The sequence below is a fragment of the Bacillus cereus group sp. RP43 genome, from assembly GCF_040459645.1.
Lineage (GTDB): Bacteria > Bacillota > Bacilli > Bacillales > Bacillaceae_G > Bacillus_A > Bacillus_A mycoides_C.
In genome coordinates, this window is the sequence record NZ_JARVHQ010000003.1 from 1 (window position 1) to 26,859 (window position 26,859).

Consider the following 26,859-nt stretch of genomic DNA (forward strand, 5'->3'; position numbering starts at 1 on the left):
TTTTAATGTTCAAGTACTCATCAAAATCATTCAACCATCTGCGAAGAGTACTTTCGGGTATATCAAGCATGGTTGCTACTTCAGATACACGATAATAACCATCGCTTAACTGTTCATCAATCATTTGCTCACCACCTAACTATATGTTGCCTGTCCTATAGTACATTATATAGAAATTCTATAGAAACTAAAAGGACACCTTTTCCAATTACGTAAAATTTCATGTTTTTTTGCGCCTGATCACTCAACCATTCATTGCTCATTTATTGGGTTATGTATCAAAAATGCCTGTCTTGTTGAGCGGTGATTAGTTGGATGAGCGTGATTAATTCCTCAATATGTACAAAACCATCTCGTCATAGCGGAAATAAATCTACTCATATATCAATGAGTTTATACATATTTTCAGTTGCATCCGATGGTTATTAGGTACAAATAGCGGGATTAATTATCGAAATAAATACGTAAATATAACCCGTAATCATTACGGTAATAATTACGGGTTATATTTCGGAAGTATTTAAACACTTGATATTAAAAGGTTCTTGATAAAATATTTGAGATGTATTATAGTTAATACATCTCATACTTCGGAAGTATATCCCGAAGTATCTACGGCGTTTATCACGGGATTAAATTCCGTAATATTGATATTGCTTTTTATATCTATACATAAATTTTACTTTTTATTAAAGGTGGTGTGAAATTAGTGTCTAATATATCAATGAGTAGCAATGAAATTATTGATGTACTCTGTGAGAATTTAAATGACGGAATTTGGGCTCTACGTGTACTATACGCTGAAGGTGCAATGCACAAAGAAAAGCTATGGGATTGTATCAACCAGTATCATAAAGAATATCAAATAGAGAATGCAAAGGATTATGAAGGAAAAAAGATACTTCCATCGCGATATTCTTTGGATATTATGACTGCACGACTTGAGGGGGCAGGGTTGATATCTTTCAAACCATTTGGGCGCGTTCGAGTTTACGAAGTAACAAATCTAGGTAATGTTTTAATCAAAGAACTAGAAAAACGAGTTGAGAAAAACAACTAAAATATATATTTGAGGGAGGATATACATATGGCAGGCAATTTTTCAGAAATCGAAAGCCAAGGAAATATTAGCTTGAAATTTGGATTCTTAGGACTAGGTATGGGAGGATGCGCAATCGCAGCGGAGTGTGCAAATAAAGAAACACAGATTAAAAACAATAAATACCCTTATCGAGCGATTCTAGTTAATACAAATAGCCAAGATTTTAATAAAATTGAGATTAAAAACACAGGGAATGTCCGTAAAATTCAGTTAGAAGGATATGAACAAGGTGCAGCTCGTAACCCACAGGTTGGTGAGGAAGCATTTGTAAAACATGGAGCAATGATTTTTGAAGCAGTTAAACAAGAGTTTGAAGATCGTGACTTTATCTGGATTACTTGTGGCCTTGGTGGTGGAACAGGAACTGGAGCTCTTTTAAAGGCAATCGAGATGTTATATGAAAATGATTACAATTTTGGATTGTTACTAACTTTACCTCGTGATGCTGAGGCTTTAAAAGTATTAGAAAATGCAACTTCACGTATTCGTAGCATTGCTATGAACCAAGAAGCTTTCGGTTCAATTGTATTAATAGATAATGCTAAACTATATAGAAAATTTGAAGAGGAAAACCCAAGTGCATTAGCAAACGAATATACTAGCTATAGTAACAAATATATTGCTGATGCATTACATGAGATTAACTTAGTTACTTCATCATTTACACCGTTTTCAGATACACATTTTGATGCAAGTGAATTTGCTCAGGTAATTAATACACCAGGCGTTTTATCATTAGCAAAACTAGAGCTAAAATCAAATCAATTAGACACTGAAAACCCACTAGGTTACTTGACTCAATTAGGGAACGCACTAGAAAAAGGGGTTTTATACGATACAGAAAGAGAAGAGCTAGAAAGTGCTAAAAAGAGCGCACTATCTATTGTTACATCGCCGCTACGAGCGAGTCGATTATACAATTTCTCATTCCTTAACCAGATGGAAAACTTCTTAAAAGAAAGAACTCCATACGTAGATGAACGTCCTATAGCTCCATATGTAAATAAACATACAACAAAAAAAGAAGAGGATATAGTTAAATTCTATTCAGTTGTTGCAGGGCTACCATTACCAAAACGTGTGAGTGATATTATTGATGAAATTACGAGAATTAAAGAAGAACGTGAGCAAGCTAATTCTAAGAAATCAAATGCTGTTTTAAATAAACTTTTTGCATTTGATGATTCAGTACAAGAAGAAAAACCTAAAAAGAAAAAATTGAATTTTGGTGCTGAACCTGAAGTAGAAGTAGCCGCCGATTCACAGCCAGCAAAAAAGAAATTATCATTCTAAACAAAAGACCGACAAATATAATTTTTGTCGGTCTTTTTCTATTTCGATCGTTAATGACATTAATTCTTCCATTCAAAAATCCGTTATAATTCTTGAATAATTGTAACCTCTAAACCTTTTTATCTATCATCACTTATTTTGTTAGGACGTCCTAACAATTTTGTATCTTTACTTTACCCTCCAAAAAAATGTTAGAGTAAAACCTGTACTCTGTCCTAACAATTTTAAAAGAGTGATAAAGCTATATAAATCAATGTTTTTAGTGGATTTTTAGAAGGAGAATTGATCCAAACTTCAGCGTACGAGTTTTAGTATCTATATTAGCTCAAATTCAATTTAAATTTTTCATAATTTACAACCAAATTTTGCTGTAATAAGATATATAGAAATGATAGTTATGGCATGAGAACAAATTCATATTTTGGAGTTGTATGTAATGAACAATAAAACGTATAAATATAAAAGTAATGGCGCGAAAAAATCATTCCATTTAAAAGAGGCTGACATATTTGTATTCACAGTTTTATATTACAAAAGGTACCTTACTACACGACAAATTACTCAACTATATAGCGCGTTTGAAGGTAGGGATTTTTCCGAAGCTAGTGTGTTTACAAAACTTAATCGTTACTCACAATATGGTGCTATCCTAACAAAAAAAATTGATAAAAGAGATGATAGTATAACCAAACGTGCGACATTCTCCTTAAAAGAAAGAATAGTTGATTTCCTTCAGGAAATAGGGAAGCTTCCTGAAGGAACTTCAAAACGTAGATATTCTCATTCAAACTCATTGCATACACTTTGTTCACGAGAAGTATTAGTACGTACGCTTTTAGAAGTGTCGAAAAAGACCAATACGAACAAAATATTAAATGAGCTAGATATTCGGTCATATCATCAAAAACTGAAAAAAACAAAAATTGAAGATGCAGGTTTAGCGCTGGTTCCAGATGAACACATTTCATATCAAGATAAAAATATTTATATTGAAATGGATATGTGTAAAGAGACCAATGCTACCTTAGTTGAAAAAGTAGGGAAATACGTAGAATATGCACAAAAAACGAATGAAAGTGTAAGGGTTGTTTTTGTTCTGTACGACAAATCTATGTTCCTTGCAGAAGATGCCGAACCACCATACGTACGTATGAAAAACTTCTTATTTTCTATGAGGGAGTATCATGAACTGTTAATGAATCTGCCAAATCTAAATGTACACATTTGCTCAATGAAAGATGCTGGAGATGTTATTGCAGATATCATTCTTGGAAAAGATGACAACCAAAATTTCGAGCAAGATATTCTATTACCTTTATCTCAACGTACAGTAGGAGATGCCGATTGGCGTTATGCATTTGTTGAGAAGGTGCAAACGTTTAAAGAACTGATAGATGGTGGCCTTCGACGAACGTATAGGAGAGATAAAGATGTTATCCAAGATTTCTTCTTTATTTTTGGAAATGAAAATGATTACCGAATGATAGCTAGATTAGATGATGTCATGTTTTCAAGAAGAGAGGGAGATGAAGGCGTTCCACTTGTAGTTATCTATCCTAAACGTGAAAAAACTAGAGATATTCTTTTGATGGACACCTATGAAAACGTACTACTGCTATCCATCCAAAATGAATGTATCAATATAGACACGGATGAACAGATCATGGTACGTACAGCAAACAACAATCATCCGAAAAGACGTAAACTTGTTGAGTTATATTAATCTATTATTTTTTATATAACACTATATTATTTTATTGATTTTCTTAATCTTAGGTGTTAGAATAACGTTTGAACATATAATCAAAACAACAATCAAATCAGAACATATGAAATTAAGGCAAGCGACACACGCTGTTTTTACAGTGGGTGTCGCTTGCCTTTTTTATATGGAGAAAGGTGGAAAAAGACAATGAATTTACCATTTACAACAACAACTAATGGGGGAGTGCTCTCTGCAAGAGAGGCGTTTAAAAATCCAGAACTAGTCCTTACACATATTACAGAAGAGGGAGCAACGTTTAGTGTTTCTCTACAAGATATCCAAATCCCAGGAAAACCGAATTTCTATTGGTACGATGTAATAATTGAAACGGCAACGAATAAAAAAATAGAGGTAAATATTGCGGTGCTTTCTCAAGAAGAATACGACCAACTCTGTGAACGAGATAGTATTGATTTATATTTAAAACAAACTGAAGATGCAGCGAAATTCTTTCTAGAAAAATCTAAGGAACAAGTTAAGCCAGAGTTTCAAGATCGTTTTACATTCCAACATAAAGCGCAATTGTTTCTGTAAGAAGTAGGTGCGCTTTTATGGAGACATTTAAACAACGATTACCGTTATTTACTACAATCGCCTTAATTAGCGGATTTATTCTTTCGTTTGGATTCGGTTTAGTAAACTACATGAAGCTACTCTACTATGCATTCGAACCACCGTCTTATCCTATAGAAATTACATATATACCGCTAATTTTAATGTTCGTTTCTTTACTATTAGGAGAATTCAGCTTTAGGTTTTACAGCCGTATTCCTGCATTACATGTGAAAAACGGGAAGCTGGTAATTCTAATTGCTTCTCACTTTGCAGTTGATATCCAATTTTTATGGTTTGCAACTGCCCCGATCCATGCAAAGGTTATTCCTTATCTTACGGATAAATCAAAGCATGTTAATTTTGGTGAGTATGAGGCAGTAGGTCATGTCTTAACAGGAAATTTCCACACAATCAATATGATTTTTGTATTTTTACCAACTGTATTTATGATTTTGTTTACACTTTGGTATAGCGGCCATATTGTTCGTTACCGAGAAGAAATTTTAAAGTGGGTACAAAAATATGAATACAAAAACCACAAGTTACAAAAATGGTTTAACAGCCAAGAAAAACAAATATATCCTGATGTAGAAATTGGTCCTCATCTTGAACATAAAGAGATGGTCCGTATTAAGGGGAAAGACAGAACGCTAAATTGTATTATTATTGGTCCCATTGGTTCTGGTAAAACATCTAGTTTAATTATTCCCATGATTAATCAAGATTTACATTGGATGGCACGCTTTATCAATAAGTTCAAAAATGTCTTTAAAAAGAAGGATTATGATACAGAAGAAGTAAAAGGAACATTTCTAAATGGTATCACTGTTATTGAGCCGAGTAATGATTTATGTCAAAAGGTATTTAAGTTAGTACAAGCACATAAGATTCCTGAAAGCTCGGTTTACTATATAGACCCAACGAATCCTGATACAAAAAATATAAATATTCTGCGTGGACCAGTTGATAAAGTAGCAGAGGTTTTCGCAATGGTTATTCAAGGTTTATCTGAATCCAACAATGCATTCTTTGAACAAGCACAGCGTAACCACCTTAAACAACATATCTATTTATTAAAACTGCACAACCCACAAAAAGAGGTCACCTTCGACGATTTAATTGAGATGTATGATGATGTAGAACGTGTCCATCGTATGCATAAACTATTAAAAGTACAGGTGGAAAAGTTATATGATTTTGTTCAAAGTGGAGCTGCTTCACGTGATCAAAAGAACGAGTATAAGATTATAAAAGGAATTGATGAATGGTTTGATAATACTATTTGCGAAAAAATGGACTTTCAAGGGGAACCAGCCGTTTATAAATCAGGGAAATATCGCGGCCAACCGATGCATTATGACAGAGAAGAAGAATATGTAAAGGGTTTGCGTAATATCCTAAAAGATTTAGCTTCAAACGTTTTAATACGACGTGTTTTATTTGGGAAATCAGATTTTGATTTTGATGTACATTTGGAGCAAGGTGGAATTTTGTTAGTCAATACTGCAAAGGGAGAATTAGCGGATCTTTCCAATGTATTAGGAAAATTTGTCTTGCTAAGTATGCAGAATGCTGTATTCCGTAGGGAGCCGAACGTCCCACCTTACCATCACATTATTGTCGATGAGTTTCCGGATTATGTTGTGCGGCCGTTTAAAGAATTCCCTGCACAATCTCGTAAATATAAAGTAATTCTAACAATTGCCAGCCAAACACTATCTCAATTAGCTCTCGACTTCACAGAGCAATACATGTTTACCTTGCTTGGCTCATTTCGTAACAAAATGATATTTGGAGATGTAACGCCATATGATGCGAAAATTTTCTCTGACATGTTTGGTGAGAAAGAGGAATTTAAAGAGTCTGAATCTGAACAAGGTATTTCTCCTATGCAAGAGAACCCTGTTAGTCGTTTAGGATCAACTTATCAAAAAACAAAAGATTTGGTAATGACACCAGGAGACATCATGGCACAAGGTGCATTCATTTGTGCTGCTCGTATTGTACAAGATAATCATGTGCAACCCGTACAACAAATTACAAGTAACTTTGTACCAAAAGAAGAATTCGCCCAAGCGATTACTAAGGTAGATATAGAAACAGGACGATATTGGGAGAATGAACGTCTTCTCCTTATTAATGAATCTATCGAAAAAGCAAATCCTATGAAGCATGTAGATGCAGAGAATATGAAAAAAATTGAACCATTACCACCTATGCAAGATGAGAAAATGGAGCAGGATAACCCAATAGAATTACAGGGTGAGCAACAACACATTGTATCATTAGAGAATTATAGGGAACATAAATCCGAAAGTGTAACCTTATCTAATGACTCTGCAGTTGGAAGCCAGCAAGCAGAGGTTGATGAAGAAGAGGCTGAAAATAAATTGTACGAAGACATTAAAGCATTTGTTACCGAATCACAACAAGTCTCGCCAGCCCTTCTGCAAAGAAAATTCAGGATTAGCTATATGAAGGCTGCACGAATTATCGAGAAGTTAGAGCAAAATCTAGTTGTAAGTTCTTACGCAGGGAATGGCCCTCGTAAAGTTTTAATTTCAAACGATAGTAGTATGCCAATATTAGCAGAGGACTTGGATATTAATACTACTTATTCATCTGATACAAATTCAGAGAATACTATTTCACAAAAAGTAGCCATTCCAGGCGAAGACAAAGAAGCCGCGCAAGAGGGGACAGGTTTCTTTAAAGATATTCTATATGATGCTGTTTTAGCTTCTGTAAAAGAATCAGGAACCACTTCTATCTCTGTACTGCAGGAAACATTTAAAATAAGTTATACACGTGCATCGAGATTAATAGATGCCTTACAACAAAATTGCGAAATGCTGGTAGTAGAAGAGATACCAATAGAAAGTGTAATTCCTGAAATAACAGATACAGTCGCGGAAGAAGATATTGAGGAAGTCATAGATATAGAATTACCTCATATGGAAGAATGCCATGAAATAAACATGGAGGTAGCAGAACTGAACAAAGAATTATCTATTACTATGATAGAACAAGAGTGGGATAATGATTCCATAATTCATTCAGAGATTCCCGATGAGACCGAACCATCTCTACAAGATCTCCCTGCAGATGGACTTCCAATTACAATAACAGGGGAAGGGGAAGCAGCAACACATATAGAAATTAATGCGATTCCAGTTACAGAAACGGTTAATCCTACCGTAGAAAATAAGCTTGATAAAGAGGTTGCGAAGGTTTATGAATCCATTAGTATCACTGTTCATCAAAACTTAGAAAAAAACATTGTAGAAAACACTGAAGATAACGAAGAACAGCATGAATATAAGCGTATGAGTTATAAAGAACGCCAAGAGCGTTTAAAAGCTCAACAAAAAAATAAGAATCGTACTACGCAGTCGCTACTTAACCAAAATGAACAGCCAAAGAAAAAAATATCTAACGTAATGAGTAAGGCATTGGATGATTTCTTTGATTGATATTTTTTAGCAAACGAATAATTTTCTACTGCTACTATCCAAGTAGATGAAAAATCTGGGCGATATTGGACAGATTTTAAATAATGTTATGAGTTGAAAATTAATCTTGCATTTAAGTTTAAATACCATTATATTTAAATTAACAACTATATAAATAAAACATATTTTACGTGAAGGACACACCTTACGTACCATTCCAACGGTACAGGTGTGTCCCTTTTTACGTTCTAGGAGGAAAATGTAATGGCAGAAGGTAAAACAAACTCTCAAACTGTAGAAGGACTTGGAATGGTTTTTGAACCTAAGAACGCACCAGATAACAAACCAGTAGAAATAAATTCCAATCAATTCGAGAGAGTACGTGAGCATGAGTTAGAAGAATTGGCTCGTATGAAACGTGAACGTATTGTAGGAAAAGGTTTGATTACAGTCGTATCCGAAAAGCTATTCCCGACTAAAAATGGAACATCTGAACGTATACAGGTGCTTACAATGCAAATTGGTACCCATACAACAGCATATTGTCCAATTACAGAGGCGGGGATAAATATTCCTAAAAACCCTCAATGGCTAGTAGGTACGACAAAGCCTGCTATTATTGAACACTTCCAGAAAACTGAAGAAGGTAACTTTGCCGTTGTATCTATCACAGCAGGAGAATTGGCACTTCAAAAAAGATTTAATGAAGAAGTAACAGCACAAGAGGGAAGTAAAGTGTACACAGGAACTGTTTCGGGTCATATTCCATCTGCACAAACTGTTTTAGTTGAAGTTTATGGTGTAACGGTAGGGGTAAGGTATTCCCAATGGTCACATTCATTTGTACGTCCGGATGATATTGAAATTGGTGATGTTGTAGAGCTAATCATCGATAAAGTAGTAGAAAAGAATGGTCGTTATGAATTTAGAGGAAATAAAAAGAAACTAGAAACAGATCCAATGGAAAAACTATTAGAACTAAAGAAACGCCGTGACCGCTTTGTAGGTAAAATAGTAGGGGTAGATGCAATCGCTGGTATTTTCGTAGAAGTTGCGCCAGGTATTCAATTTAAAGGACTAAAGAGCCGTAATCTTGCTAACCCAACTGCGGAAGATGCAATAAACCAAACGATTGTTACATGCGAGCTGCTTAATATCGATGCCAAAAATAGAAAAGGAACTGTGCGTATCCTAAATTATCCGCAAGGGCAAAGTAAAAAATCTAATTCGTCAATTTACCAATTTTAATGGATGACTATGCGTACAATAGAGAAACAATTGTCTACTTATATCCCATCTATTCCTCATTTATCAAGTGAGGATGTACAGGGACTTCAAATATATCGAATACATGAACTGGATAAAACCTATGTATTCCATTCTTATGAGGAATTGGTTAAGTTTAAGCAGCGTTTAACAGAGGAACAGTGTGCCATACTCACTTTCATTGGTGTTCACACATCTGTTCGATTTAATCATTTATTATATTTATTCAAAGATAAATATTCACGTAAGAAAATAAATGATGCACTTCAAGGATTACTTTACTATCGTCTGATTGAAAAATGGCAAGTGGAAAGTTTTGAAATGGAGATCTTTGAAGAAACATATACGTTATCCGATAATGGTTATAAGCTATTAAAATACTGGCAAGGAAATATGTTCTTCTTTGCTCCAGAGCGTCTTGATAATCACGGTAAATATGTTCATCTACGTTATTGGCATGATATAGACCTACTTTGCCACCTGCGCTATGCTCCATCCTTTATAGGGCATATTTTACATCCATCTATTAGTAAAGGGGTTTTTACCCCTCCTTTAAGTTTTGCTGTGCAGGGCGGAGTAAATCAAGAGTTTAATTTTGTTGTATACTCCACCTTATTAACAGATAAAAAGGATCGCTTAAAACGAATTATCGCTAGATGGAGAGAGTTCGTAGAGTCAGGTAAGGATGTTATCATAAAAGATTTAGGGAATAACCCTACAATCCTAGTTATTTATGTTTCTACTGAAAAACAAGCAAAGCAAATTAATAATGAACTACTACTCGATTTAATTCCTGGTAAAGTATTGTTATGTATAGGAGAAACCTTGCACATACAAGGATTACAACATGCATTTTACCAGCCCCTTGCAGAAGGGGAGATTAAACAATTAAATACAAAGCTATTCACAACAAACTAAGCCACCCTTACAAGCTATTGATTTCTTTTAAAGGGTGGCTTGTTGTTTTTTGAAACTATGATTGAAATATTTTAAATTATATTGCAATATTTAGATAAAAATATTTAGGTCTCACTAATTAATTTACTTGTGTTTCTCTTCATAAAAACATCCGGTTTTTAAACCAACAAAATAATGAATTGCTATTTGAAATTGCACGCTTTGATAAACAAAAAATCATATAATCTTTTCTATCAGAATATGGAGACAGTGTAGCCTTTTGCATTATATATCCTTTGGTTAATGTAGAACAATTTTAATTACGAAGCTTTCTATTGTTGAAAATGTCGGTTTTCTGCAAAAAGACAGAAGTAAATTCAAACCGTAGAAAAGAAATTTATCCTCTAAAAGTAGATTGTTAAAAAATAAAATACAAAATAACTCCAAAATCAACTTTTATTGTATATTTTGGAGTTATTATCGTTTACTTAAGATTAACATAATTAACTTTTCTTTTTCATGCGGAAAGTAGAACCAATTACTAAAGTAAAGGGGTAATAGTTGGTGCTGTATCCTTCATGCGACGAGCAGTAAACACAACTTGTTTTGATTCAGAATTATTCGATTCTGTATCTGTGTCCTCAGACTTCCAACCATAAGTACCCTTTGCAGTAATTTTAAACTCACCTATGAATTTGTTACCTAAATCTAGTTCAGGTTGAACATCGATTCCTTTGGTGTCTCCATTAACGTGCACACGCGAAGCTTCTGTTTTACTCTGAGTAGTAGTAATTGTTATCGTTTCTGTTTCTTGAATAACTTTAAACGTAAGGGTCTTGGCAAACTTATCCCTTGGAATTACAGCTTGAAAAGTACGTGGATACTTCCATGATTGTACCTTCCATTTCGCTTCAGTTGACGACAGTACTTCTGGAATTCCCATTGAAACTGCATTGATATGCACCAAAACATCATCTTTTACTCCAAAACCCTTAGGTACTAACATTGACACTCTGTTACCTACCTTTACACCAGACACCTTATTAAGATCATTTATCACTTTCCCTTTATTTTCTAATACCGTTTCGTCCGAAATTAACGTCACTTCCCATTCTCCCAACATCACATCATTTGTGTCAAACTGAAACATAAAGTTAACCTTTTTATTATTAGGTGATGTTTCCGATGCACGTTCTGCCTGCTTTTTTTGATTCTCTTTTGGTGCTGGCGGTACCGGTGTTGGTGCACTCGGTGTTGGTGTACTCGGTGTTGGTGTACTCGGTGTTGGTGTACTCGGTGTTGGTGTACTCGGTGTTGGTACAATCCCGGAGGCAGTAGGAGGCGCATTTGCCATTTTCACTTGCCCTGTTAGTAACTCACTCATAAGTATCGCACGTTGCTCAGGTGTCAGTTCCTTTGCACTACGGATCGTATTCATGAGACCTGCCGTTTGTGCATTTTTTAATCCCTGACCAGCAAGCTGGTTCGCATTATTTGAGAGATTTTGGAGATATGTGCCCAACTCTTTGATTCCAGACATATCACGAAATGGACCTAGTGATGAAAGAACACCTCCAGCAACGGAAAGTCCTGTCGGATCAGGCAACCCCTGCGGATTTACAATATTAACAAGATTTGCAGGGAACGGTGTCGGTACAGTTTCTTTCGTTATATCCTGAGCCTTATCTCCTGTACTTGTCGGAAGAATTGCAGGAGGGCTATCAGGTATGGGAGAGTTCTGCCAATCCCAGAACCGACTCGGATCTATAATCTCCGAAGCGTTACAATGACCTAGCTTTGCCTCAGCAAATACTCCCCGTGCGGGTATCGTAAGCAGCTGCTCTACGTATTCATTCAATATCGGTGCTTGCAGTAGACCTTTACTTCCTCCGAATGCACGTTCAAATAATTCAATCTCCTTAACATCCATCGCAGCTGTAGTCATTGGCATGACTATCTCATCTCCAACCACATCAAGAACACGATTTTCCACAATATCAAACAAATTAAGGTTATTAATTTTCCAACTATCGAGACGAATGGCACGATCAGACTCAATTTCTGCTAACCAAATTGCTCGCCAATAGTGAGCACCGTGTGTATTAAGATGTCTAAGCAAACGATTAAGACAACAGCGCTCTTCCTCAGATAAATGTTCCTCTGGATCGAAAGTGACAACCTCCTCGTAAGGAACCACTTCAAATCTCACAGGTTGCCCCAGATAGCTGATTTTAATGTGGTTAGAGCTATCGTACATATTCCAAGTATCATTAGCATTCACTGTCTTTACATGAATCTCTTTTAAGTCCCAATCATATGGATGCACCGAAGGATAATTATCATAACTCATTGGTCCTTGGTAAATCTCAATTGCTTGAACATTCGTCCATCGCAGGTGATAGTTTCTAGGTCTAAACTTAATGGTGGTACCAGCATTGGGAGGAATTTGTATTGAACTTACAGCATCTTGAAAAGTAACGCCTAAATGATGCGCTGCTAATTGCACGTCTACAACATCACATATCACTGTTGGACCATTTTTTAGCTTTATCGTCACATGAACATCTTTCGCAGGTCCGTTTATCCCTGTGATAAAGTCAATTGAAAACTCCTCTAACATGTGTAAAGGTTTCTTTTCTACTTTCGCATTTTCATAATCAGCTTTTACTTGCAAGCAGACACGCTTTTCTAAAACTGATAGACATGGCTTGAGGCTTTCATCAAGCAAATTCGCGGCAATCACATCACGATAATTCTCGAGTACATATACTTCCTCTCCATCAAAACTGAATTCTTTAATCTTCTGCTTAAGCATAAGCACGGGGCGTACAGACGTTGCACGTGTTACCAACCTTTGGTGCTGCAACACCTCATAGTAAAGAATAGTAAGTGCATGACTATGATTATAATTAGCAATAACTCGTGTCTTAGCTGTTGCAGATTCAGCCTGTTGCCCTTGAACAACTACGGTAGATGTAAGTTCTCGAGCAACACTTGATGCTTGGTGAAAAGCATCACCAATGTTCTGGGTCGTATCCGATATAAGCGATCGCATACCTTCTGATTTGCTAGAAGTACCACCAATACCACTAGCAATTCCTAAACCTAAACTTACAGGGCCAATTGGTATTCCAGCTCCAGCACTAAGCGAACCACCCGCCATAAAAGAAGAACCTTTTTGACTTTCGCGTACCAGCATGTTGACCGCTTCACTAAGACTACGATCTCGGTAAGTGGCATGATCGAGATCTTCAGATTCAGAGGTCTGTTCCGTCCGTTTAGCAACATCACGTCGAGACCAATCCACTATTGCAATATGTGTTTTCTCACCTGGCGCAAGTGGTACACTATATGCAATCTGTCCCAAAGAATGCCCTAGCGGAAACCACTCTGTCTGGAATTGAATGACGTATCCAAGACGCACCATACCGTTAAATCCAATTCCAAGACCAGGGATAATGTTCGTCTCACTTTTATCACTCTTTTTAGCATATGTAGTTTTTGAGGAGCGAACAATTTGCTGAAAGCGGATTAATCGAGTAGCAAGATTGCTCGGCAACAAGGTTTCACAGCCATCTTCACCAATAAGTAAGGTGCTGGCCATAGAAAACGAACCAGGCGATAGTCTCCAATCCCTGATACCAGGTGTCTGCATTGAAGGCATGGGTGACCATTCGGCTCTATTGGCGAGCTGACTTTCATCAAGATCCATACGAAGGGAGATGAAATCCGGTCCAAGGTCTCCTTCAACTATTGCATCAAAGGCAAATAATTGATCCTTGTATGGCATGACTTGAAGCTGTCCCAGTTGAATAGTCAACCTTGGTTTATCATTTCCAATAAGGTTCTCTTCATCGAGGACCTGCTTAAGCCTTTGTACCAATTGGATTTGCCTTAGTGGGGTAAGATCAAAAGATGCATATCCAACATGATCTGTTCCTACAACACCCAGAGGTACCGTCGGCAGTTTTTTCTCTACCTTATCCTTTAGTCTTCCAAGTTGCTCCTGGTTTTCATCACAGAACTTGAAGTGCGCTAATCCATATAACGGCAACTTACTGATAGGTGCTGCTGTATTTATATGACGAGAAAAAACACCAAGCATCTCATACGGTATTTCAAGATCGAATCCCCAATCGAACGACGGCTCATTCTGAAAATCCGAAAAATTTATCAAGCTTTTCTTGGTCCAAACAAGTGAATTCAAAGAGGAATGGTTGGAAAATCCTGAATTAGGCATAATTATATACCTAATCTCCATTGCTTTTTACAATAGCGCGCCTTATTTAACATTTCAGTATTCAAATTATCTTTATTATATAAAAAATTGTTCATAGATTCGGTTCACCTTCCTTATAATCTCTCTAGAATTATTCGTATTCCTTTGAAAAAATATACAAATAACAATATGGTTTAAACTAAATATTCTTTATATGTAATATATAAAAAGATAAGTTCATAAGTTATGTACAATTAGTAGTGGATAATATTTATTGCATACACAAGATTAATAAATTTACCACTCACTTGCATATAACTCTATACAAAGTGCGGATTTTACGAAATAATATTCTTTGACACCTCCAATAAAACAGCAATATATACAAATATAATTATTTTATTGGAGGAATACATAAGAAAGGAGCACTACATTGCTACGTATACAAAGAGGGTACATGTACGATCCAGATGATAATGAGGTAATTGTTAACGAAATTTTCTACAACGCTGCATCCGAACAAAAGCTCGGAAGTAAAATGGGAGTGTTTGCTGCAGACAAACTACCTACTTCCATTTTTAAAAAAGTTCAAGAAAACGAAAGTATGTCATACATGGAAAGTATGGAAGTAGAAGAAGAAACCATTCAAGAAATACTTTGTTATTTAGACCAAAATCAAAAGCCAGAAAAACTTTATTTTGAAATGCAGTACATGAACTAACACCAAGAACTGAAAATAAGAGGGGATTTTTAGCAGGGGAAACAGGGGCACTATTATTCAATACATATAACAGCTGCATAGAAAATCCCTTCTTATCTTCGTTCAATCAAAAACAATTGAATATCATATAAAAATAGATTAATATGAAACTATATTTATTGTTTAATTGATTCTGTTTATTCCCACACCTTATGCGTTGTGGTTGAGTTGTAGAAGCAAGTTGCGTCTTGTTTCATTTATGAAAGGGCTTCTTTGAGCCGATTAGTGTATATATAGCTTATTTTGCTATACACATTTTTAATCGACTTGAAGAAGCCCTTTTTGTGTTGTCTTCAAGTTCGGAGTTATTGTATAGCACCTTAGGCGATTATTTTATTACTTAGGGGGAACATCACATGCCCATCAACTTAAGAATTTTCACTACCCCCAAGTGTCAAAAAACGTTATTCTTTCTAAAAATCTAGCTAGAAAGGGTGACATTTTTTATGAATCTTTCGATTCAAGATGAATTACAACTATTTTCTGAAGAGCTGTATCGTCATTTAACCCCTTCTTTTTTGGAAGAACTCGCAAAAAAATTAGGTTTTGTAAAAAGAAAACGAAAGTTTTCAGGAAATGAATTAGCTACCATATGTATCTGGGTAAGTCAACGTACAGCGAGTGATTCTCTCGTTCGACTATGCAGTCAATTACACGCAGCCACAGGCACTCTTATGAGTCCAGAAGGACTCAATAAGCGCTTTGATAAAAAAGCTGTTGAATTTTTGAAATATATTTTTTCTGCATTGTGGAAAAGTAAACTTTGTAAAACATCAGCGATTTCAAGTGCAGCACTCACGTATTTTCAACGAATTCGTATTTTAGATGCGACGATTTTCCAAGTACCGAAACATTTAGCTCATGTATACCCTGGATCAGGTGGTTGTGCACAAACAGCAGGTATCAAGATTCAATTAGAATATGACTTACACAGCGGACAGTTTTTAAACTTCCAGGTAGGGCCTGGAAAAAATAATGATAAAACATTTGGAACAAATTGCTTAGATACCTTACGGCCGAGGGATCTGTGTATTCGTGATTTAGGCTATTTTTCATTGGAAGACTTAGATCAGATGGATCAACGTGGCGTGTGCTATATATCAAGACTTAAGTTAAACCATACCGTCTATACGAAAAATCCGTTTCCGGAATACTTTCGAAATGGGACAATCAAAAAACAATCACAGTATATCCAAGTGGATTTAGAGAACATTATGCACACATTAAAATCAGGACAAACGTATGAAATAAAAGAGGCGTATATTGGCAAGAACCAAAAACTATTTACAAGAGTAATTATCTACCGATTAACAGAGGAACAAATACTAGAACGCAGAAAAAAACAAAGCTATACCGAAAGTAAAAAAGGGATTACGTTTTCAGAAAAGAGTAAACGATTAACGGGTATCAACATATATATTACGAATACGCCTTGGGAGGTGGTTCCGATGGAACAAATCCATGATTTTTACTCCCTTCGCTGGCAGATCGAAATCATATTTAAAACGTGGAAATCTCTATTTCAAATTCATCACTGGCAAACTATCAAACAAGAGAGATTAGAATGCCATGTGTATGGAAAGCTCATTACCATTTTTATCTGTTCTTCTACGATGTTTAAGATACGCCACCCTTTGTTGCAAAAGCACAAAGCCATTGGGATGATTCAAGATCATCTATCCCTGTTATATCAAGTAATACAAAAAAGCACCCAAGATTTAACAAAGATTTTAATCCGTTTGTTCGACCTCCTACAGAAGAATGGACGGAAATCTCATCGTTATGAGAAGAAAACTATCTTTGATATTATGGGTGTCGTTTATGAGTATAATCGTTTTGGAAAACAAAAGAAAGCTGTATAATTTTTAAAATGGTACCTAAATAGGTATATTTGGCATGCTCAGTTTTAAGGATAAATAGTATTTTAAGAGTTTTTTAGTCTGTTTGAACGAAAGTTCATTTTGTGTTCGTTCTTAAGTTGATGGGCATGGGGTCTGTGTAGTAATGTAGCAAAAATGGAAATGGGAATTCAAACGCCTAAGTTTAGTGGGTATATTGAGCATAATCACAGGTCATAGAATTAGCGAAGCTTTACAAATTGATTGACAACAGAACCTTTGTATCTCTCTTCATCAGAATTAGTTATTCATTCGGAAAAGGCGATAAAAAACGAACTGGTTTATTAGATCAAAAAATATACAAGCATAAGAAAACTATTTAGTAGAACGAGTTTTACTAAATTACAAAAAATCCACTTATTTGTTTGTATCAAATAGAGTATGAACTGTCTCGCTACCCCATATATGTAATCAGTATAGAAAGCTTGGAAATAAATCGTCACATCCCTTTTCATATGTGGGTGTGACGATTTATTTTCATTACTTTTCTCCTTTCTTTATTTTCCCAGCAATTTTCGCACCTGTTTTGGTTGATGGGATTTCAATAAAATAGTAGGAAAGACTTGCAAATACTAATGAAACTATAAAACTTAATAATAAAATAGAACTGGTTGGTATCAAATCATCTAATAAATGTACCGTAAATAGAATAATTGGAAGATGTACTAAATAAAGACTATATGAAATTTCCCCTATATAATGAATAGGTTTCCATTTTAATATATTAGTTAATCTTATAGAAGCTAAACTGATACTAATGAATAGTACCGCCCCTATAACTGTAAACCAATCATCAATAATAAAAATATGAGCTAAAGAAACATTGTAAAACAGAAAACTATATGAATACAGGCAAACAGCTAGTAATAAAAGAAATCCTTTAAATAATGTATTTTTCTCTTTTAACCATTGAATAATAATTTGATAGTATTTAGCCAATAAAGCTCCTATCATAAAGATTCCAATATAATGAATTGTAAAACCTAAACTTGTTACTCCGCCAATAGACAGAATTGGAATATGCAACAAAATTAAACTAATAATTGAAAGAAATCCCGCAAAACAAATTACATTTTTCCAATTAAATCGTAATACAACCATCATAATGAAGGGGAAAATTATAGAAATTCTCATTTCATGAATAAGTGACCAAATAACAGGATTGAGTTGCTTGGTATCATAACTTCCAATGAGAAAAATGTGATTTAAGATGTCTTGTATGCCTATTTCCGTACTCCATATACGTGTAACAAAATTACTACCACCTTGCAATGAATTACCAATAAAAGGGGATGCTAATAAGGAAGCAAAAATTAATGTTATAATATAAGGAACGTATATTCTGAAAAAACGCCTTACAACATATGGAATATATTGTAATCGGAAGTTCTCTCGATAATATGGTAAAGCTAGTACAAAACCACTTAACACAAAAAATAAAATGACTGCCGCATGTCCATCAAAAATAATATGTAACGGACTATATTTAACTATATTCAACCAAAAATAATCCATACTTTTACTTGTGTTTGGTTCAAAATATGGATAAATATATAGCAGATGACCAAAAACTACTGTCATAGCAGCCATACCTCGCAATGAATCTAATTGTACTAAGTGTCGTTTCATTTACTGTCTCCTAACTAAATATACTATTTCGGCGTACCATCAATATTTCGGGTGTGTGTAGTAATAGAACAAAAACTGACACTAATGCTTGTTTCGTTCTTAATTTTTGAAGCACTTTTTTGGAACTTGAGATAGGTAATCTCTTCATATATTTCATATACAATTTTAGTGCACATTGTATACAATATCAATTGTTTTTTATCACTTATTTGGATCCATATTTTGTACTAATAGTAAGTTTTAGTATATTCATATCATTTACATGGCAAACAGCTTCTCCGTGCTGGTGACTGAGTAGGTCCAGCTTCCGGTATAGGGAATGCACAGGGAAAATGCTTGAAATGATTATTTTCACAGTTTTTCAATATTTACACTTTCCTTATAAAAAATTAATCACGATATAATCTATGCGGTCATAAAGATAGATCTTCTAGTTAAATAGCATACAGACAAACTCTGTCTTGGAAAATTCAAACTTGACATAAAGGTTATTTTTTATTCCAATATGGAAAATATCGTATTCAGGGGGAATTTGACGTGCGTTATTTATGAGAAATGCATTGTACATATACATATGTACAATGCTAGAGACAGTCCTATGGCTATAATTCTAAAAAAAGGTCTTGATAAAATGGTGAAATGTTACTTCTTACAAAGAGTAAACAAGTAGTAGAGGAAACACATCATGACTATGAGCTATTTCAATTTATGTGCAAGTTAGAGATGAATCACATATATGAAGCACTAGAAGGACAGGAGAATGATACCTATATTGATTTAAACGCGCATCAAGTATACGTACATACACTTATTGAGCAGGTGAATTTACTTCAATATGCTGTATCCATTGTGCAAGAGAAAGGAGTCGTTCATGCTGCATCGATACTATTGATGCATTCATTTGACTTGTATACCGTGCATAGGATTACAAATTTATCAATTCCATTTCTACGAAATTTAGAGAATACACAATCAAAAGAAAATTAGGGGGATATAAAAATAAGTATTGTTATTGATATTGCAGAAGGAAAGAAGATTGTACCGCATATTGTATTAGTAGGTGCTGGAGGAAACGGAGGCTTAATTTTACAACACATTGCCCAAATGATGAGTATTTTCCAATTAGATGGAGAAATTGTAGTTGCAGATCCAGACATAATTGAAACCAAGAACCTTGGAAATCAACTCTTTATTCGACCTGATGTTGGTAAATACAAAGCGGAGGTGCTGGCTATAACGTTCCTATCTCTTCCTATATATCACAGTACATAGAAGACACAGGAACAATGCAGCAGTTGTTTGGTAATAAGTATGATTTATTAAAAAAACAACATAAAGACGACTACTTATACCTGCCAATTGTGATTGGAGCAGTAGATAATATGTTTTCTCGTGAAGTCTTCCATCAATCTGATAATCTCATTTACATCGATGTAGGGAATACAGCTGTAACGGTTCCTGATAATTGGAGAGAAGTAGATAAAAGACATTGGACACCTCAACAAATAGCGGATTATAAAACTAGTGGTTATAACGGCCAAGCAGTATGTAGGATTAAACTGAATGGCGAGGTCATTCTTTCTCCACTTGGCGACTTATTTCCAGACGCTTATACGAAGAAAGAAAAGGCCCCGAGTCAATTAAGTTGTTCCGAACTAGCTGCTTCAGAACCACAGCGTGTTATTACAAATAAATTCGCTGCCATGACTGTTGCACAATTCGTCAACGAAATCTTTGATGAAGGAACCGTATCGAATCACTATATCATTTTCCAAGCTCAAAAAGCTTTTATGAAGGCTGCACCAATTGGTGAGTAGTGGTATAGGAGGGGACAATATGAGAGTGTATCAACTAGATTCCACTCAATTACAACATACGTTAACACCAACGAACATGTGCAATGGTGTTCTTAAATACTATCACTATAAGAATTATGCCGTTGTATCTGTACTGGGTTTATCATAGCATGATTCCGAAATGATACCATTGCTTCTGGCTTGTTTAGCAGAGGCTTTGATTCATTTAAAACCGGATTCTTTTTTAGCTAAGGATGAATCAGACCTCTTATATTGGTGTAGAAAGAACTTCAAAGGATTTCATAGTATCTCTGACGATGAATTCTTACAAGATTTTAAGCAGATATACGACTGTTATCAGGAATTGCAGAACGTTGGGAAACAAGAGATCAATATAAAAATAACTATGTGATAGCAAGGAGAATAGAAACCCATGTATAATATACTTAATTTTGAATCCCATTCTACTTACCAATTCATCTTCATTTATTCCTTGCTTAATAAGCCGGAGAATAAATGTGTTCCTCATCTGCTGTGCAGAAAAACGCTTATTTAATTCTGCTCGTTTCACTTCAAGTCGTATCATTTTTTGTATAGCAACCTCAGACAAAGCCTTTGGTGCATCATTTTCGTACACCCATCGATATGTCCCCCGATTAAAATCAAATGCTATGAACAAAGGATTATCTGTATATTGTCGAGGCCTTACTGGTTCCGGAATCGTTTTATAATATTTATATAGTCGTTTTGTATCATCTTCCGTTAAAGAGATAGATCTAGTCATACCATTTTCCCCTGGAACAATTAAAGTATTACTAGCGAACTGTATATGGCTCATATTAAGCGATACAAGCTCTTGCAAGGATAAACCGTAGTTTACTATTAAATTAATTATACAAGCGTTTCTATCCATAATTAGAGGACGATATTTAGCTTGTCTTTCTGTTAATCCCTTTGTCGATAGTACAGTGTGTTTTAAAAGCTTTTCTTCCGCTTCGGTAATAAAATCACTGTCACTTAGTGATTGATCTGGAATTAAAGCGAGCTGGATACCATCTAACGGGCTAACTATCCCTAAAAACATGTGCAACTTCTTTAAAACCACCCATATTCTGTGGCTTGTTTTCTGAGAATATTTACGCTTGTTTTCTAACTCAGAGAAATAATCCTGATAATCTTCTTCAGATAGATCACTCCATGATTTGATATGAAAAAGTATCTCATTTACTTCTAACCATCTATAAAAATCTTTAATATCATATGCATAACGTTGTATCGTAGAATGTTTTCAGCCTTTTTCATTCAAATAAGCAGAAAAAGCTTCTAAGGTTTCTTCTAAGCTAATTGTCTCGTTCATTATAATCACCTAACTTCTTTGGATATATTATAACAGAAAATAGGTGAAAGACCTGCAACCGCCCTCTGCTACGCACGGTTGCTGTCATATCAAAAACGCAAACGGACAAACAACCCTTTGCATTTTTGATATGTTGATTATTATTTACAAAGCCAAATGAATAAGGCTATCATAATACTCCAAAAAGGGAATACAAATAATAATCCCCAAAAAACTCCTTTGAAAAATCTAATTTTGTTATATTCATTTATTGCTATATTAGTTGTATTCTTTAGTACGACCATGTTTAATCCTCCAATTATTAATTGATTATAAAATGAAAAAAGGACAAACCTCGTCCTGGTAGGGATACGTAGGTTTGTCCTTTTTTATGTGGGTAATGATATGTTTAATTACCATTATTATAACTGAATTAATAAATATTTTCAATTAGGTCTGACATCTTATTAATAAGCATACTAGTAATAATAAAATCTATTATAAATATATATCTTATATATTAAAAAGAAATAAAGATATAACTTATATAGGTTATCAAAAATAGTGAAATGACTTACTCCTGCAAGGCGAAATTTGATGTTAGAACGTAAAAAATCATAAATAGCAGAAAATGTATCCGTAGATTCAATGATTATTAGACTTTCAATTCTACAAAAAAGCAGAAAGGAAATTATATGTTTCTACATGAAATCGGAAAGAAAATGATACAAATCACATTATATTTATTCAACCATGTAAATAGGGCTTATTTTCTTTATTTTGGTAAATGGAGCAGTATTTAGCGTCCAATTATCCACAAGTTGTTCAGGTTATGCTGCTATTTGTTAACATTATTCAGTATTTACACATAACTCACATTATTATTGTTGATTTTTATTAGATGAATCGAACAACACTAGTATTCTCAAGAGTATTGGGAAAATATTATTCACATTTGATCGTATTTGTCCTCATATCCACTATTTTTATAAATTTCCTTCTGATTTTTTGTAGATATAAATTCGGATGTATTACTACACTTGTAGAATATTCGATGTGTAGTGTGGAGATTTTTCTATAGGTAGAAGAGGATTTGTATAGAAGTGTATAAAAAAAGACTCCATTATACATGAAGTCCTTCTGATTTAGTATTTATTAATAGAGTAGTAGAAAAGGGGCGTCAATGAAACAAACACGAATAGCCCTCTACTTTCGATTTTTTCAAAAATAGAGAGCTAGTTGCTATTTTTGTATTTCCATTGCGGTTAGCACCTGATCTGGTGCTGTTATTGTTACACCAGCACGTACTAAACGTTCGAAGGTACGCATAAACTCTAGTAAATTAAACTGTTTTGGTAGCTCAATAACACGAAGTTTTTCTTGTGGCAGCTTATCAATTGCCTCGATAAACCATTCACGTACATCACTTGGAATCGTGCGTTCTTTATGGCCACGAACTTTTAATTTTTCACGCATTTCAATTTCTAAAGCGATATATGCATGGAGATTTACTCCCTGATCATATGCATATTTTCTAAATAACGTTTCTTCCTGGTATTTTAGGTAATTACGGTGATAAGACTCTTCAGTCACTGGTACCGCAAACTTCTGTTTCAGTAGTGCATGTACATTTTTAAACATCTTCTTAATGTTGCGAAGAGAGTACATGGAATAATGTAGGCCGAAATTAAAGACAGCTTGTTCACGGTCACTATTTCTCTCTTTTGGTATATGTTGCGCAATAAGAGGGTAGATACCTTCTTTCGCTGCAGTATCAAGAATTTGATATTGAGATGTTTGATGTAATAATTTTTTCAATGTATATACAATTTTCGTTGGATATCCTTCTTTTCGATCAACCATGTCACGAAGTCCACGAATCACACTACGAATTTGACGATGACAAGTATGTTTTAAAACATGAATGAATTTATTCATGTCTGCAGACAGTTCACCGATATTCATCTCTTGTAGGACTGATTCAATAAATTTCGCTTTACGAGCATATGTAGCTTTTGGTGTAAATGGATCCCTGTGTTGCTCTTCCCCAGATTCTTTCGTACATAAGAAGTCCGAATGGATAGATAGATATAATGTTGTATATCGTTTTGTATGCTTTACACCTTTTTGCATTTTGCAAATTTTGAATAGGGGACTCCCCGTACACGGTAATGCAGTTGTTAATTCTTCGATAACCGCACGAATCTGATGCGGATATTTTTTATGTAAGAAACGATACATCCCGCCAAAGTGAGTTTTGTTGCCTCTTTCATCCTGCTTGTCCAAAGAACGCTTTAACGTTGTTTCTGTATGTTGTTGCATAGCAATGTCTAAAAACAGCTTTTTAGCTGCTACAGATAGCTTAAAGAACGCCTTTGTAAATACAACAGGACTAATATATACATATGGATTTGCCTTTTCTGTTTCCTCATTCATAAAATGAGTGAGTTTAATTGTATATCGGCCATCTACGCCATTTTCGATAGTGATTATGTTATGTAAGCTTAATTTCTTTAGAGCGATATAGAATTGTGAGTGCTGAATAAAAGCGAATTCTTCTTTATATTGCTTGTAATCTTCCCACATCATATGTATTGTTACATTAGGAATGACACCATTTGTAAAGCACTTTTTATGTAGATACAAGAATACTTCAAGATCAGCATTCGTAATACCATATAATTTATGTTTTCGTCCTGTTTTCTCTGCAAGTGCAGACATTGCTCGACGTGAAAAAGATGGTTTAGCTTGTTCGACAAAGCCTTCTACATCCGCAATACGTTCTTCGTATGTCATGTGCTGCAGAATATCTTCTAAATATGTATCTTTATAGCTGTAGTATTTCTCCTCAAATGTTTCCACAAACTTTTGCCAAGATTTTAGTGTTACTAAAACTGCATTTGTTGTTTCTCCATTTAAGCTACGCTGATTTTGAATAATAAATGATTTCCCCATCTTTTTCACCTCCGTTCTACAAATTCAGAAATATATGCCAAAAGACTATAAAATATTCCAACTTTGATTATATCAAAACGAATTTTGTAAAAACGTGCCCTTTAAGAGAGAATTTTTAAAAAAGCAACACCTTATGAGCCTTAGAGCCACAAGGTATTTGGAAAAAGTTTAATTTTTTTTTTGGTACGCGACATGGGAAGGATTGTTGCTTTTTTTTTGTATGATGCTACTTATCGAGAAAAAGGAAAATCCTTTAATATCAATACTTTATAGGTATTTAAATAAAGTTTAGGTACGCAACTTGGGAAAGATGTTGCTTCTTTTTCGGAAAAATGGGTACGCGACTTGGGAAAGAATTTTTATGTAATATATGGATTGTTTTTTATTAAATATCTTAAATCACCTGATATAACAGCGGTTTTAGCTGATTTTGTTAGTAAGATAGGTACGCGACTTGGGAAAAATGTTGCTTCTTTTTAACATGGAATTAAATAATTTAAATATTAGGTGTTGCTTGTTGAGAGAAATAAGTACGCAACACGGGAAGAATGTTGCTTATTTTAGTGAAAGAGTAGGCAACGTGGGAAAGGCGTTGCTCGTTTTGTACTAAAAGTACGCAACATGGGAAAAATGTTGCATGTTTTACAGTAAGGGTACGCGAGACGGGAAAGGTGTTGCATGTTTTACAGTAAGAGTACGCAACATGGGAAAAATGTTGCATGTTTTACAGTAAGAGTACGCAAGATGGGAAAGGTATTGCATATTTCACAGTAAGAGTACGCAACATGGGAAAGGCGTTGCTTATTTTACAGTAAGAGTACACAACATGGGAAAAGATGTTGCATGCTTCACAATAAGGGTACGCAAGATGGGAAAGGCGTTGCAAGCTATCGAAAGGAGTACGCAATGTAAGAAAGAGACAGTTTGTATACAAATTTTTAATGAAGACTTGTTTGGTAACCTACTGAAATAGGTAGGAAAAACATTGGTATTAGCTGATGTTTATTGTTTCTTCTATATTGGATTTTTTACTTTTAACTATATAGTTTGTTAGGAGTAATATAATAAATTTATATAGGTGTGATTTTAGAATTGGGGGTTAAGTTTTGAGCGGATACGATAAGGAAAAGATAAAGCAATTAATAAATAGATTCATGTTTGAAATTATTAATGTAAGATCGAAATTTCAATTATGGAAACATATCCAAAAACATAGAAATGAGCATTTGGATGAGCTTAACATCGCACCAGCTTTTTTTACTCTTACACTTCATTCAGTATTTAATGATGTTATTATTACTTTAGCGAAGCTTTATGAACATGGAAAGCAGACTGCTAATTTAAACAAGCTAATTAATATTGCTGATGCTAATAGGGCTCTTTTCGATTATAAAGAGCACGCTATTGATCCTTTGATGATTACCAACAAGGAAATTGAAAATCATAAGAAGATTATCGAAGAGAAAGAAGAGAGTCTGAATAACCTTTTTATGTGGCGAGATAAAGTTTACGCCCATAATGATATGAAATATTTTTTTGATAAAGAGCAATTACCAAAAGATGCTGAATTAACAATGCAACATATAGAAGAATTAATTGAGAAAGCGTGGGAAATTGTAAATTTTTATTCATTAGCTTTAGAAGGAAAAGCATGGCATCCAGATTCTCCAGATACATTAGATATCGAAAAAGTTTTTTCTATACTAAAAAATTTTAAAGAAGAAAAAAATAGAGAAATTGATGTTTTCTTGATGGGCGCAGGATTAAAAAGAACACAATAACTTGAAGGATTAAATACCAAAAAGCAAGTACGGATGTTAAAAAATAATAAAGTTGGGTACCAGCTAGTAATGTTAGATACAAATATAGTCGTCTTTTGAAAAAGGCCCTAACCAATTTTAATGGTAAGGGTCTTTTTTTACGATGAAGTCTTGTT

The 26,859-nt window shown here is 34.5% G+C and carries 14 protein-coding genes and 4 pseudogenes; 13 read left to right on the forward strand and 5 right to left on the reverse strand.

Going from position 1 to position 26,859, the window contains the following annotated elements; translation table 11 throughout:
- A partial coding sequence (locus tag QCI75_RS28955) for a helix-turn-helix domain-containing protein (RefSeq protein ID WP_353762171.1) occupies window positions 1-124 on the reverse strand: 124 nt, incomplete at its 3' end.
- A 600-nt stretch (window positions 125-724) separates the two neighbouring features.
- Between QCI75_RS28955 and QCI75_RS28960 the strand changes: the two genes are divergently transcribed.
- The 7 genes and pseudogenes from QCI75_RS28960 (at window position 725) to QCI75_RS28990 (ending at window position 10,351) form a co-directional block, all read left to right on the forward strand.
- On the forward strand, window positions 725-1,060 hold the full coding sequence (locus QCI75_RS28960; RefSeq protein WP_033710312.1) for a hypothetical protein: 336 nt from the start codon (window positions 725-727) through the stop codon (window positions 1,058-1,060).
- 27 nt (window positions 1,061-1,087) lie between these two features.
- Window positions 1,088-2,395, forward strand: coding sequence for a plasmid replication protein RepX (repX, locus tag QCI75_RS28965; protein WP_353761981.1), 1,308 nt, complete (start codon window positions 1,088-1,090; stop codon window positions 2,393-2,395).
- Window positions 2,396-2,831: 436 nt separating this feature from the next.
- Window positions 2,832-4,118, forward strand: coding sequence for a replication-relaxation family protein (locus QCI75_RS28970; RefSeq protein ID WP_353761982.1), 1,287 nt, complete (start codon window positions 2,832-2,834; stop codon window positions 4,116-4,118).
- Window positions 4,119-4,224: 106 nt separating this feature from the next.
- A pseudogene (locus QCI75_RS28975) lies at window positions 4,225-4,694 on the forward strand (hypothetical protein).
- A gap of 17 nt (window positions 4,695-4,711) precedes the next feature.
- A complete protein-coding gene (locus QCI75_RS28980) occupies window positions 4,712-8,188 on the forward strand; it encodes a DNA translocase FtsK (protein WP_353761984.1) in 3,477 nt (1,158 codons plus the stop codon).
- 243 nt (window positions 8,189-8,431) lie between these two features.
- On the forward strand, window positions 8,432-9,415 hold the full coding sequence (locus QCI75_RS28985) for an RNA-binding protein (RefSeq protein WP_353761985.1): 984 nt from the start codon (window positions 8,432-8,434) through the stop codon (window positions 9,413-9,415).
- 9 nt (window positions 9,416-9,424) lie between these two features.
- Window positions 9,425-10,351 (forward strand): hypothetical protein, encoded by a 927-nt coding sequence (locus QCI75_RS28990; RefSeq protein WP_353762173.1) that lies wholly within the window; start codon window positions 9,425-9,427, stop codon window positions 10,349-10,351.
- A 520-nt stretch (window positions 10,352-10,871) separates the two neighbouring features.
- Here the strand turns inward: QCI75_RS28990 and QCI75_RS28995 are convergent.
- Complete coding sequence (locus QCI75_RS28995; protein ID WP_353761986.1) at window positions 10,872-13,889, reverse strand: hypothetical protein; 3,018 nt, start codon at window positions 13,887-13,889, stop codon at window positions 10,872-10,874.
- Window positions 13,890-15,006: 1,117 nt separating this feature from the next.
- Here QCI75_RS28995 and QCI75_RS29000 point away from each other — a divergent pair.
- On the forward strand, window positions 15,007-15,270 hold the full coding sequence (locus QCI75_RS29000; protein WP_033713578.1) for a hypothetical protein: 264 nt from the start codon (window positions 15,007-15,009) through the stop codon (window positions 15,268-15,270).
- A gap of 485 nt (window positions 15,271-15,755) precedes the next feature.
- Window positions 15,756-17,171 carry an IS4 family transposase gene (locus tag QCI75_RS29005; RefSeq protein ID WP_353761987.1) on the forward strand — a complete coding sequence of 472 codons (1,416 nt, stop codon included), beginning with the start codon at window positions 15,756-15,758 and terminating at the stop codon, window positions 17,169-17,171.
- Window positions 17,172-17,687: 516 nt separating this feature from the next.
- Here QCI75_RS29005 and QCI75_RS29010 read toward each other — a convergent pair.
- Window positions 17,688-18,836 carry an acyltransferase family protein gene (locus tag QCI75_RS29010; protein ID WP_353761989.1) on the reverse strand — a complete coding sequence of 383 codons (1,149 nt, stop codon included), beginning with the start codon at window positions 18,834-18,836 and terminating at the stop codon, window positions 17,688-17,690.
- Window positions 18,837-19,475: 639 nt separating this feature from the next.
- Between QCI75_RS29010 and QCI75_RS29015 the strand changes: the two genes are divergently transcribed.
- The 3 genes and pseudogenes from QCI75_RS29015 (at window position 19,476) to QCI75_RS29025 (ending at window position 21,044) form a co-directional block, all read left to right on the forward strand.
- Entirely contained in the window at window positions 19,476-19,823 is a 348-nt protein-coding gene (locus QCI75_RS29015) for a hypothetical protein (RefSeq protein WP_353761990.1), read from the forward strand.
- Window positions 19,824-19,835: 12 nt separating this feature from the next.
- Window positions 19,836-20,653, forward strand: a pseudogene (locus tag QCI75_RS29020) (ThiF family adenylyltransferase).
- 19 nt (window positions 20,654-20,672) lie between these two features.
- A pseudogene (locus tag QCI75_RS29025) lies at window positions 20,673-21,044 on the forward strand (hypothetical protein).
- Here the strand turns inward: QCI75_RS29025 and QCI75_RS29030 are convergent.
- Together QCI75_RS29030 and QCI75_RS29035 are read right to left on the reverse strand one after the other, a co-directional pair.
- Window positions 20,958-21,989, reverse strand: a pseudogene (locus QCI75_RS29030) (tyrosine-type recombinase/integrase). The pseudogenes QCI75_RS29025 and QCI75_RS29030 sit on opposite strands and share 87 nt — an antisense overlap.
- A 1,221-nt stretch (window positions 21,990-23,210) precedes the next feature.
- Window positions 23,211-24,923, reverse strand: a complete 1,713-nt coding sequence (locus tag QCI75_RS29035; RefSeq protein WP_353761991.1) for a hypothetical protein — start codon at window positions 24,921-24,923, stop codon at window positions 23,211-23,213.
- 1,106 nt (window positions 24,924-26,029) lie between these two features.
- Here QCI75_RS29035 and QCI75_RS29040 point away from each other — a divergent pair.
- A complete protein-coding gene (locus tag QCI75_RS29040; RefSeq protein ID WP_353761992.1) occupies window positions 26,030-26,704 on the forward strand; it encodes an AbiU2 domain-containing protein in 675 nt (224 codons plus the stop codon).
- Window positions 26,705-26,859: the final 155 nt, after the last annotated feature.